General features: G+C 33.5%; 12 protein-coding genes and 1 pseudogene. 11 read left to right on the top strand and 2 right to left on the bottom strand.

Annotated elements, in window-relative coordinates; translation table 11 throughout:
* Positions 1-108: 108 nt before the first annotated feature.
* Positions 109-1,821, top strand: a complete 1,713-nt coding sequence (locus J8H85_RS09725) for a sodium:solute symporter (RefSeq protein ID WP_209655007.1) — start codon at positions 109-111, stop codon at positions 1,819-1,821.
* Positions 1,799-2,785: a Gfo/Idh/MocA family protein gene (locus J8H85_RS09730; protein WP_209655008.1), complete on the top strand. Its 987-nt coding sequence runs from the start codon at positions 1,799-1,801 to the stop codon at positions 2,783-2,785. Before J8H85_RS09725 ends, J8H85_RS09730 begins: the two co-directional genes overlap by 23 nt.
* A gap of 81 nt (positions 2,786-2,866) precedes the next feature.
* On the opposite strand, the gene J8H85_RS09735 is transcribed toward J8H85_RS09730, so the two are convergent.
* Positions 2,867-3,718: a DUF2911 domain-containing protein gene (locus J8H85_RS09735; RefSeq protein WP_209655009.1), complete on the bottom strand. Its 852-nt coding sequence runs from the start codon at positions 3,716-3,718 to the stop codon at positions 2,867-2,869.
* 312 nt (positions 3,719-4,030) lie between these two features.
* Between J8H85_RS09735 and J8H85_RS09740 the strand changes: the two genes are divergently transcribed.
* The 9 genes and pseudogenes from J8H85_RS09740 (at position 4,031) to J8H85_RS09780 (ending at position 11,072) form a co-directional block, all read left to right on the top strand.
* On the top strand, positions 4,031-4,930 hold the full coding sequence (locus tag J8H85_RS09740; protein WP_209655010.1) for an alpha/beta hydrolase: 900 nt from the start codon (positions 4,031-4,033) through the stop codon (positions 4,928-4,930).
* Positions 4,931-5,347: 417 nt separating this feature from the next.
* Positions 5,348-6,769 (top strand): SDR family oxidoreductase, encoded by a 1,422-nt coding sequence (locus J8H85_RS09745; protein ID WP_209655011.1) that lies wholly within the window; start codon positions 5,348-5,350, stop codon positions 6,767-6,769.
* Positions 6,770-6,783: 14 nt separating this feature from the next.
* A complete protein-coding gene (locus tag J8H85_RS09750) occupies positions 6,784-7,467 on the top strand; it encodes an SDR family NAD(P)-dependent oxidoreductase (protein WP_209655012.1) in 684 nt (227 codons plus the stop codon).
* 31 nt (positions 7,468-7,498) lie between these two features.
* A pseudogene (locus tag J8H85_RS09755) lies at positions 7,499-8,014 on the top strand (glutathione peroxidase).
* A complete protein-coding gene (locus tag J8H85_RS09760) occupies positions 8,011-8,472 on the top strand; it encodes a TspO/MBR family protein (RefSeq protein WP_209655013.1) in 462 nt (153 codons plus the stop codon). Before J8H85_RS09755 ends, J8H85_RS09760 begins: the two are co-directional and overlap by 4 nt.
* Positions 8,473-8,475: 3 nt before the next feature.
* Complete coding sequence (locus J8H85_RS09765) at positions 8,476-8,937, top strand: SRPBCC family protein (RefSeq protein ID WP_209655014.1); 462 nt, start codon at positions 8,476-8,478, stop codon at positions 8,935-8,937.
* Positions 8,938-10,242: a cryptochrome/photolyase family protein gene (locus J8H85_RS09770; protein ID WP_209655015.1), complete on the top strand. Its 1,305-nt coding sequence runs from the start codon at positions 8,938-8,940 to the stop codon at positions 10,240-10,242.
* 205 nt (positions 10,243-10,447) lie between these two features.
* The gene (locus tag J8H85_RS09775) at positions 10,448-10,663 is read left to right on the top strand and encodes a hypothetical protein (protein WP_209655016.1); all 216 of its coding nucleotides are present in this window, start codon (positions 10,448-10,450) and stop codon (positions 10,661-10,663) included.
* A 178-nt stretch (positions 10,664-10,841) separates the two neighbouring features.
* Entirely contained in the window at positions 10,842-11,072 is a 231-nt protein-coding gene (locus J8H85_RS09780; RefSeq protein ID WP_209655017.1) for a hypothetical protein, read from the top strand.
* Between the two features lie 3 nt (positions 11,073-11,075).
* On the opposite strand, the gene murA is transcribed toward J8H85_RS09780, so the two are convergent.
* On the bottom strand, positions 11,076-12,386 hold the full coding sequence (murA, locus tag J8H85_RS09785; RefSeq protein WP_209655018.1) for a UDP-N-acetylglucosamine 1-carboxyvinyltransferase: 1,311 nt from the start codon (positions 12,384-12,386) through the stop codon (positions 11,076-11,078).
* Between the last annotated feature and the right edge of the window lie 5 nt (positions 12,387-12,391).

The raw sequence follows: 12,391 nt of genomic DNA on the forward strand, positions 1-12,391 counted from the left end.
GTAACGAAAAACAAACCAAACAACCTTGGTTAAAACTGTATTCCATCGTTTTAATAGCCAACGCTGTCTATTTTATCCTGTTTTATCTAATCATGCAAGCCTTTTAATATGCAAACACTAAGCTTGATAGATTGGGTTGTTTTAAGTGCTACGTTGCTTGCTATTGTGGTATATGGCACTTGGCAAACACGGGGAAGTAAAAATGTTCAAGATTATTTAAAAGGTGGGAATACCTCAAAATGGTGGACCATTGGTTTATCCGTTATGGCTACCCAAGCCAGTGCTATTACCTTTCTTTCCACGCCAGGACAAGCATTTAACGACGGCATGGGTTTCGTGCAATTTTATTTTGGGTTGCCTATTGCCATGGTAGTTATTTGCATGGTGTTTATTCCGTTGTACCATAGGTTAAATGTGTACACCGCTTACGAATTTTTAGAAAAACGCTTCGATTTAAAAACCAGAACTTTAACCGCTATATTGTTTTTAATACAACGCGGTTTAGCCGCTGGCATTACCATTTTTGCCCCTGCTATTATTCTATCGGTTGTATTGGGTTGGGATTTATTGACCCTCAACATCATCATAGGTGTTTTAGTAATTGTCTATACGGTTTCTGGTGGTACACGTGCCGTAAACGTGACGCAAAAGCATCAAATGGTGGTGATTTTTATTGGCATGTTGGTAGCCTTCTTTTTAATTGTAGATAAACTTCCGGAAGACATCACCTTTAGCAAAGCACTTTCTATTGCAGGTGCCAATGGGAAGATGGACATATTGGATTTTTCATTCGATTTGAACAACCGCTATACTTTTTGGAGTGGTATTATTGGCGGTACGTTTTTAATGCTCTCGTATTTTGGAACCGATCAAAGCCAAGTACAACGCTATCTTTCAGGGAAATCGGTTAAAGAAATGCAATTGGGACTGATTTTTAATGGCATACTGAAAGTACCTATGCAATTTTTTATCCTTTTGGTTGGGGTTATGGTTTTTGTTTTTTATCAATTTAATAAAGCGCCCATCAACTTCAATCCAACAGCCACTCAATTGGTTTTAAATTCGAAATATGCCGAGGAATTTAAAAGTCTTCAACAAGAACAACAATATCATTTTGAAGAGAAACAGGTACTCATAAAATCGCTGTTAAATTCTGAAAACGAAACAACTTCAGAAGCTATTTCAAAATCCAATAAAGCTAGTGATTCCATTAGAAATAAAGCAAGAAACTTAATTGATAAAGTATCACAAAACCAAAGCATTAAAGTTGAAAGCAATGATAAAGATTATGTTTTTATCCATTTCATTTTAAACAACTTACCACGCGGACTTATTGGTTTGCTATTAGCCGTTATTTTAAGTGCCGCCATGTCTAGCACATCCAGTGAACTGAACGCTTTAGGATCTACAACCACCATCGATTTATACAAACGAAACACTCCTGAAAAGACCGAAGAGCACATGGTTAAAGCATCCAAATGGTTTACGTTTGCATGGGGAATCATCGCCATTGGGGTAGCTTGTATTGCTAATCTTGCCGAAAATTTAATTCAGCTTGTAAACATTATTGGATCTATTTTTTACGGGAATGTACTAGGTATCTTTTTACTGGCATTTTTCTTTAAATTTGTAAAGGGTCAAGCGGTGTTTATAGCGGCATTAATTACCCAAGTTATTGTAATTGCACTGTATTTTCTAGATGTATACAATCATATCAATTTGCCTTTTTTATGGCTAAACTTTGTAGGTTGCGCTATTGTTATTGCCATAGCATGTAGCCTTCAATTAATTATTAAAAATGACGACACAATCCGAAATTAAAAAAATAAAATGGGGCATAATTGGACTGGGCTCCATTGCCAACAAATTTGCAACCGATTTAGCGACCATTGACGATGCTGAATTATACGCGGTGGCATCAAGAGACCAAGAAAAAGCTGATTATTTTGCCGATAAACATAATGCTAGAAAAGCTTATGGCAGTTATGAGGCATTGGCAAACGATTCTGAAATTGATGCTGTTTATATTGCCACACCGCATGCTTTGCATAAAGAAAATGCCATGATGTGTATAGAAAAAGGCATTGCCGTTTTAGGTGAAAAACCTTTTGCTATGAATGCTGCGGAAGTAGACCAAATGATAGCCAAAGCCAAAGAAAAAAATGTGTTACTCATGGAAGCGCTTTGGACCTACTTTTTACCACATTATCAATTTGTTTTAAATGAATTAAAGAACAAAACCTACGGCGATATTTTAAAAATTGAAAGTGATTTTGGGTTTCAACGCCCGTACAATACAAAAGCCAGATTGTTCAACAAAACCATGGGTGGCGGTAGTTTATTGGATATTGGCATCTACCCTATTTTTACAGCCCTTTCTACGCTTGGTTTGCCTAAAAACATGGAAGCATCGGCTACTTTTTTTGAAAATAGCACCGACTCTACCTGCAGTATGGTTTTTGATTATGATAATGGTGCAAAAGCCCATTTAAAAAGTTCGCTGTTAGAAGTGTTACCAACACAAGCCATTTTTTATTGTGAAAAAGGAACTCTTAAAATTGACACCCAATTTCATGCACCAACAACGGTTACTATCATAGCGAATGGCAAAGAAGAAACAAAAGATTTTGGCTATAATACTATTGGCTACAACTTTGAAACCATTCACTTTAACCAACTCCTTAGGGAAGGTAAAACTGAAAGTGATATTATGACTTTTGAATTCAGTAGAAACCTCATAAAAACACTTGATGGTGTTAGAAACATAATAGGATTGGAATATTAAATAAAAAAGCGCCACTATAAAAGTGGCGCTTTTTCATGTATAATAGTTTCTAAACTTCTAGAAATCTAAACCATCTATAACTTACATTCCTGCCCACTCCTTCATCGAGTCGTTATTCATCTTAACATAATCCGCATTTCCTGCTTTTTCAGCAGCAGCTAACGATTTTTTTGCAGCAGCAATAGCACCTTTTTTATCTCCAAACTTTGCATAAATTAACGACTGTTGTCTTAATTGCCAAAACGCTACTTTATCGCCTGCCATGGTAATTGCTTTATCAATCCAAGTTTTAGCTTGCTTAATGTCTTTTCCTTCTTGCAAATAATAAACGGCAGCAGCATAGTAATCGTTTCCGGTTGGTGTTCCATTCATAACATCATTTATATTGGCAAGCACCATATCATCCGTTGGAACTTCTATTGTAACACCTACATAAACACTTTCCCATAGCATTCCTAGCACTGCAGAACTACTAGTTAAATCATCAAAAGTCATAGTAAAAGTTTCTATTTTAACAGGCATTGGGTACACCTCGGCATTAACCATAGCCACCACTTTAGAATCGTCCCACTCTTTAGGCAATCCAGAATTAGAGGCTTCGTTGTAAAACACAACGTTCCAAGAGGTTTCATTTGGTGTTACAAAAATAGCATAGCTACCTGCTTTTAATTTATTATCTCCAATGGTTACATCGGTACTAAACGTAATTTTTGTATTAGCATTGGCACCTAAACGCCAAAGTTTTCCGTAAGGCACTAAATCGCCAAAAATAACCCGATCCCTCATAGATGGTCTGGAGTATTCAAGTACCACATCGGTTAAACCAACTTTTTGTTCTACTTTACTAAATGGACTCGGTTGTGGGGTTTTAATTTGAGCATCAACAGAATAGACTGCTGTTATTGCCATTAAAATCAGTAGTAATTTTTTCATAATCAATATTTTTAAGTTTTTATAAAATTAAGGAATCGTACCTTCTAAATTGTTAACAAAAGCTTAAATTACATGATTTTAAGCTTGTTGTTATTTGTTTAAATATATTTCTATAATTTTTAGTAATTAGTCTAGCAACACTAAGATTGTTTGCGTTATTGCTTCACTAAACACTTTCATTTTCAAATCAAATTAATATTACTTACACATGTTTTCGTTTGTTTGAAATTAAATTTAATTAGTCCTACATATCTGTTGATTTAAGACTTACTTTTGCAAAATCTTAATTTTAAGTTATTCTTTAAAAACAATATGATTCAAAAGATAATAACCATTTTTATATTATTTTCTTCTTTTATTACTACATCACAAACACGATATGTTGATCGGGTTTTTGACAGTATTTCATCTAAAACATACACGTATTCCATACGGGGTAAGGACACTTTAAAATTAGATGTTTACCAACCAAAAAATGATTCCATACTTGGTAGACCACTTTTTGTAATCATACATGGTGGAGGTTTTATGAAAGGTGAACGCAATGAACCTTCCTTAATATATTTGGCCGAAAATGTTGCTAAAAAAGGATTTGTTGTAGCTTCAATTGACTACAGATTAGTTAAAAATAAACTTATTAATTGCAGTTATCCTGCTAACGATAAAATAAAAGCGTTCTCAAACGGAGCTGAAGATTTACTAAATGCGTTGCAATTTCTTAAAAAGTATAAGAATACATTTTTAATAGACGATAGTAAAATAATATTGTTTGGTGTTAGCGCTGGTGGTGAAACAGCTTTAAATATAGTTTATAACAGAGATTTTGTTATAAAAAACAAAGAACTTTATAAAGATATTAAGCCAGCAGCAGTAATTTCACTTTCCGGCGCGATATTTAAACCCGATTTAATAACCAAAGAAAATTCAATTCCTACGGTATTGTATCATGGTGTAAATGATAAAGTGGTGCCTTACAATACCAGTTCCCACCAATCTTGCTTGCCAACTTCTCCAGGCTTTCTGTTTTTAAGTGGTTCTAAAATTATTTCAGAAAAATTAGAGCTTAACAATACTAGTTTTCTATTATACAGTTACTTGAATAAAGGACATGATATTTTTAATTTACCCATTGACGATTTTTACCAAGCATTTGTGTTCGTTAATAAAACGGTATTCAACAACAAATTCTACCAAGCTAAAATTACGCAATAGCATCATTAATTAGATGTTTCGCTATTACTCATAATCTGATGTCATCTCTAGCTCACATTCAGTAATTCATATATATATTTTGCTTTTCGTTACTGTATTTAATAATGAAATTGTTATGACAATAAATTTTTGTTTAATATTTATAATAAAACATTAAACATTTTATATATTTGTATAAAACATATTACCTGTTATAGCCAGAGGTATTTCTAATAGAGACTATTTCTAAGCAAGTGCAAAAACTTTTTATAAGTAAAGTTAGAAGCGTTTTATCTAAGATAATCTGTCGATGACATTAATACCCTCAAAATAAAACACGTTAAAATCAATGGTCTAGGTGCTTATTTTTATTCGAAACTTAAAACAACATTAATTTAACAACACCTAAGAAAGATATAGGAAACCAAATCATAAAACATGAAAATTCTAGTTACAGGCGCTACCGGTTATATAGGAAAACGATTAATTCCTTTATTAATTAATGAAGGACACCATGTAGTTTGTGCTGTAAGAGATGCTTTAAGGGCAGATAAAACGTATTTGGAAGACGAACATATTAGCATTGTTGAAGCCGATTTTTTAAAACCTGAAACCTTAAATAATATTCCAAAAGACATAGATGTAGCATATTACCTTATACATTCCATGTCTAATACCTCAAAAGATTTTGAAAAGCTGGAAGCTGAATGTGCCAAAAATTTTAAAATTGTTTCTGAAAAAACCAAAATAAAACACGTTATATATTTAAGCGGCATCACAAACGAAGAAAACCTATCAAAACATTTACAGTCCAGAAAAAATGTGGAAAATGTTTTGGCTTCAAAAAAATATGCGCTTACCGTATTTAAAGCCGGCATTATAGTAGGTTCTGGCAGTTCTTCTTTTGAAATTATTCGCGATTTGGTTGAAAAACTACCTGTAATGATTGCCCCAAAATGGTTAAACACAAAAACACAACCGTTGGCAGTTCGAGATGTTTTATCTTTTCTTTCAAAAGCAAAAAGTAATGAAATACTTTACAATAAGAGCTACGATATTTTTGGTCCAGAAATACTAACTTATAAACAGATGTTGTTAGAATTCGCCAAAATCAGAGGGTTGAAACGCTACATTTTCACTGTTCCTGTAATGACGCCAAAACTATCATCTTACTGGCTATACTTTGTAACCTCTACATCCTATAAATTAGCATCAACGTTGGTGGATAGTATGGGTGTTGAAATTGTTGGAAAACAAAGTGACATCAACAAAATTTTAGGTATCGACCCCATAACCTACGCCGAAGCTGTACAACTAGCTTTTGAGAAAATTGAACAAAACAGTATTGTATCTAGTTGGAAAGATTCTATGGTAAGTAGCGGACGCTTAAGCAATAGCCTTCACAAATACATTAACGTTCCTAAATATGGTTGTTTTAAAGATTACAAACAACGAAACATCATAGATGAAGAAAAAACCATCAATAAAATATGGTCTATTGGTGGCTCTACGGGTTGGTATTACGGAAATCATTTATGGAAAGTTAGGGGTTATTTAGATAAACTTTTTGGAGGTATTGGATTAAGACGAGGAAGAACACACCTTACCGAATTAAATGCTGGTGATGCCTTAGATTTTTGGCGTGTGATTTTTAGTGATAAAAAAGAAAAAAAACTATTGTTATATGCCGAAATGAAACTTCCTGGTGAAGCTTGGTTGGAATTTAAAATTGAAGACGGAATTTTAAAACAAACAGCCACATTTAGACCTCGTGGTCTTTGGGGTCGTTTATATTGGTACAGCGTACTGCCTTTTCACGGAATAATATTTAAAGGTATGATAAACAAACTAGTTTCATAACAAAACTGAAAAACATGGATACAATTGCAATTATTGGTGGAAGTAAAGGTATTGGAAATGCCATTTTAAAAAGCTTGGTAGAAACCCACAAAGTTATAAACATAAGCAGAACAGCTCCTGAATTAAACCATGTTAATTTAACCCATTATTCTTGTGATATTTTAAAGGATGAGTTACCCGAAATTAATTCATTAAACGGGTTGGTTTATTGCCCTGGAAGCATCAACTTAAAACCTATTTCCAGATTGAGCTTGGATGAATTTCGTGATGACTTTGAAATTAATGTTCTTGGTGCCGTAAAAACTATTCAGAAATATCTAGAATCCCTAAAAAAGGGAAACAAACCCTCTATAGTATTGTTTAGCACGGTAGCTTCTAAACTTGGCATGCCTTACCATGCAAGTATTGCCACTGCAAAATCGGGTATTGAAGGTTTGGTGAAATCGTTAGGCGCAGAACTTGCCCCAACTGTTCGTATTAATGGCATTGCTCCAACAGTTACCAATACAGACTTAGCTTCAAAATTATTACGAAACGATAAAATGACAGAAACCATTACAGAACGCCATCCTCTTAAAAAAATATTAAACCCTGAAGAGGTTGCTCAAATGGCTATATTTTTACTTTCAAACAAAGCCGCTTCATTTTCTGGTCAAATTTTCCAAATGGATTGCGGCATCGTTTCATTTAAAATATAAATACATGAAAAAACTAATTTTATTAAGCCTTATGTTATCATTTTTTTCTAAATCTAAAGCGCAAACAGAACCTTCTGAATCTATTTTCAATATCAATATTAATAGTTTACAGGAACAACCCATTGATTTGTTACTTTTTAAAGGCAAACACATCTTATTTGTAAATGTGGCTTCAAAATGTGGTTTTACGGGGCAATATGAAGATTTGCAAAAATTACACGAAACTTATAAAGACAAACTAGTAGTTATAGGTGTTCCGTGTAACCAATTTGGTGATCAAGAACCAGGAACTTTTAAAGAAATTGAAACATTTTGTAAAGCCAATTACGGAGTTACTTTTTTAATGACCGAAAAAATAGATGTTAAAGACACAAACCAACATCCATTATACCAATGGCTTACAAAACAATCTAAAAACGGAAAAACCGATTCATCTGTTAAATGGAATTTTTAAAAATATTTGGTGAGCCCTAAAGGGCAACTGGTAGATTATTATTTTTCAGTTACCAAACCATTAAGCGAAAAAATAACAAAGCATTTACAATGAAAACCTTAAAATACTTCTTCATTTTTTTAATCATCAATTTTGCCGCATTAGGTATTGGTGTTTTGCTTATGAAAAACGGTCCGCAAACCGAATGGTACCTGCAACTTAACAAAGCACCTTGGACCCCACCTGGTTGGGTTTTTGCTGCCGCTTGGAACAGTATCATGCTATGCTTCTCAATCTATATGGCATACCTATACAAACTACTTCCTAATACTAAGGTAAAAACACTTTTTACCATACAGTTTATTTTAAATGTTGGTTGGAATTATGTGTTTTTTAATCAGCATCTCATCACTTTAGGGCTTATCGTTATTTTATTGTTAACAGCCAATATCTCTGTTTTTCTATATGATTTTAAAAAACTATTATCGTACAAAACACTTTTCATACTCCCTTATTTTCTATGGCTGTGTATAGCTACTTCTTTAAATCTTTACATACTTCTTTACAACTAAACCATGAAAATCTACACGCTCCATAAAAAACAAAATCTTCCCATTTCCATACAGGAAGCTTGGGATTTTTTATCAAACCCCAGAAACCTAAAAAACATTACACCAGATTATATGGGGTTCCAAATACTTTCTGGCGCAGATAAACCCATGTATTCAGGACAAATAATCCAATATATTGTAACCCCCGTTTTAGGTATTAAAACCAAGTGGGTTACCGAAATTACGCATGTTGTAGATAAATATTATTTTGTAGACGAACAACGTTTTGGTCCCTATGCCTTGTGGCACCATAAACACTTTTTAAAAGAAATAAATGGAGGTGTAGAAATGGAAGATATTATTGATTACAAAATACCTTTTGGAGCCTTAGGGCAATTGGTGCATCCCTTTTTAGTAAAACCAAAATTGGAAGAAATTTTTAATTACAGAACAAAAAAACTTGAAGAATTATTTGGTAAATATTAAATGAAACAAACAATGAACATATTTTGGTTTCGTCGTGATTTACGATTGGACGATAACCTCGGCCTATTTGAAGCTTTAAGTGGGAACCAACCCGTACTTCCTATTTTTATTTTCGATACGGAGATTTTAGAGAAGCTCCCAAAAGGTGATGCTCGGGTTACCTTTATTCATCATTCATTACAAAACATCAGAATAACACTTAGTGAAAAATACAATAGCGGTGTTGCAATCTATCACGGAAAACCATTGAATATTTTTAATCAACTGATTGAAGATTATAACATCAATTCGGTATATACCAATCATGATTATGAACCATATGCCAAAGCACGCGATTTAGAAATTGAATCTTTTTTAGCTAAAAACGATATTGAATTCAAAACCTTTAAAGACCAAGTTATTTTTGAAAAAGATGAGATTGTAAAAGCCGATGGCACCCCATATATGGTTTACACGCCGTATATGAAAACGTGGAAAGCCACTTTTAAAGCCAAAAATTTAGAAACATTTGACACCAAACCACTTCTAAACAACCTCATTAAAAACCAAGATTTAGCCAATTTAAATTTATCGGATATCGGGTTTACCAAGTCCAATCAAACCATTGCAGACTTTACAGTAACCCCACAATTCATTAAAAACTACGAAGCTACACGAAACTTCCCTTCAAAAGACACGACATCAAAATTAGGGCCTCATTTGCGTTTTGGCACCGTAAGTATTCGAAAAATGATGCAAAAAGCCACTGCAGAACAAAACCAAACTTTCTGGCAAGAACTCATTTGGCGCGAATTTTTTATGATGATTCTTTGGCACTTTCCGCATACAGTAACAGAAAGTTTTAAGCCCCAATACGACCGCATTGTATGGAGAAATAATGAAGACGAATTTAAGTTATGGTGCGAAGGCAACACAGGTTACCCGTTGGTTGATGCGGGTATGCGCGAACTTAACCAAACAGGTTTTATGCACAACCGTGTACGTATGTTAGTTGGTAGCTTTTTATGCAAACACTTGCTTATAGATTGGCGCTGGGGCGAAGCTTACTTTGCTGAAAAACTACACGATTATGAACTTGCTAGCAATGTAGGTAATTGGCAATGGGTAGCCGGTTGTGGCGTAGATGCTGCACCTTATTTCCGAATATTTAACCCAACCACACAAATTGAAAAGTTCGATAAAAACTTGGAATACATTAAAAAGTGGGTACCTGAATTTCAAGAACTCACCTACCCAACGCCTATAGTAGATCATAAATTTGCTAGAGAACGTTGTTTAAGGGTTTATAAAGAAGCTTTTAAATAATTTTATTTCATAAAAACTCCATTATTATACATAATCAATTAATATTTAGAATATTATGTCTAAAAAAACATAGTGTTACAGTTTATTAAATGTTAATGTTTATTTAATAATGTCTGTTAAAAGCCCAAAACGTTAATAGCTTTAGTATATTGCGAAATCCTGATAACTAAGGTTATCACAAGTTTATTATAATACATTTAAATTCATGGAAATTATTAGTAACGCTTTAGAGTTCGAACAAAGAAAACAAACTTTTAAAACAACAAGCGAACGCATAGAAGCAGCAAGAGAAGTAAAGGACCTTATATTAAGTTTAAATACAATTTATAAAAAGGAAAAAGATCCCAAAATTATGGATCTTATGAAACGCTTAACAAGTATTAAGCAAAAAATTGAAAAACGACTAAAAGGAAGACCTTAGCTAAGGTTTATTTCTTATTTAAAAAGCCTCTATTTTAAAAATAGAGGCTTTTTATATTCTTAAAAGTGTTTGTTATGATTGCATTGAAACTTTATCAAAAAAAATACGTACTAATGCTTATTTTTTTTAATCTATTTAAGTTCTATATTTGACATAATCCATTCAAATCCAATAAACTATGATACGTCTGCATTTAAAATCAGCTATACTTAAAAGTCTAAATTTTAATAAAAAAGACAAAACTTTAGAAATAGAATTTAAAGACGGTATTAAAACTACAGATTGTATGGATATTCCAATTTCAATATTGGAAGACTATGTAAACTCTATAAAACAAAATGGTGGTTTATGTATTGACGAAGACCACCGTTCCAATTTAAAAATTGTCTATTCTAACTTTGCTTCTTAAAATTTATTCTATTCTTTCAATTTTAGCTCCAATAGCACGTAAGCGTTCATCAATACGCTCATAGCCCCTGTCAATCTGTTCTATATTCTGAATAGTTGATGTTCCTTTTGCAGATAAAGCGGCTATAAGTAATGATACACCCGCACGAATATCAGGAGAAGTCATATTAGTTGCTTTTAAAGTCGATTTATAATCATGGCCAATTACGGTAGCTCTGTGCGGATCGCAAAGAATAATCTTCGCTCCCATATCAATCAACTTATCAACAAAAAATAAGCGGCTTTCAAACATTTTTTGATGAATAAGAACACTGCCTCGGGCTTGTGTAGCTACCACCAAAATAATACTTAATAAATCGGGCGTAAATCCTGGCCAAGGAGCATCAGAAATAGTTAATATAGAACCATCTATAAAACTTTGTATTTCATACCCATCTGTATGGGCAGGAATATGTATATCATCACCACGCTTTTCAACCGTAATACCTAATTTTCTAAAAACTGCTGGTATAATACCTAAATCGTTCCAAGATACGTTGGTAATGGTCAGTTCACTTTTGGTCATGGCAGCAAGACCTATCCAGCTACCTATTTCAATCATATCGGGCAACATGGTATGTTCTGTACCACCTAAACTATCAACACCGTCAATAACTAATAAATTAGAGCCTACGCCACTAATTTTAGCACCCATACGGTTTAGCATTTTACATAGTTGCTGTAAATACGGTTCACAAGCAGCGTTGTAAATAGTAGTACGCCCTTCGGCTAAAACCGCAGCCATCACTATGTTGGCAGTTCCTGTAACCGAAGCCTCTTCTAAAAGCATGTAAGCACCTTTTAGTCGTTTTGCTTCTACACCATAAAACTGTTCTTCTTTGCTATATCTAAATTTAGCCCCTAAATTAATAAGACCCTCAAAATGAGTATCTAAACGACGACGTCCAATTTTATCGCCACCTGGTTTTGGAATGTACCCTCTACCAAAACGTGCCAATAACGGACCTACAATCATGATAGAACCTCGCAAACCACGTCCGTCTACCTTAAATTCATCCGATTCTAGGTATTTTAAGTTAACATCATCCGCTTGAAACGTATAAGTACCATGTGCTAACTTTTCAATTTTAACACCTAGTTTTTTAAGTAAATTAATAAGCTTGTTAACATCAACAATATCTGGGATGTTTTTAATGGTAACCAATTTTGGCGTTAATAAAACAGCACATAAAATTTGTAATGCCTCATTTTTTGCACCTTGTGGCTGTATACTCCCTTTTAGTTGGTGGCCACCTTCAATTTTAAATGTTCCCATATAGT

Source organism: Mariniflexile gromovii (assembly GCF_017814435.1).
Lineage (GTDB): Bacteria > Bacteroidota > Bacteroidia > Flavobacteriales > Flavobacteriaceae > Mariniflexile > Mariniflexile gromovii.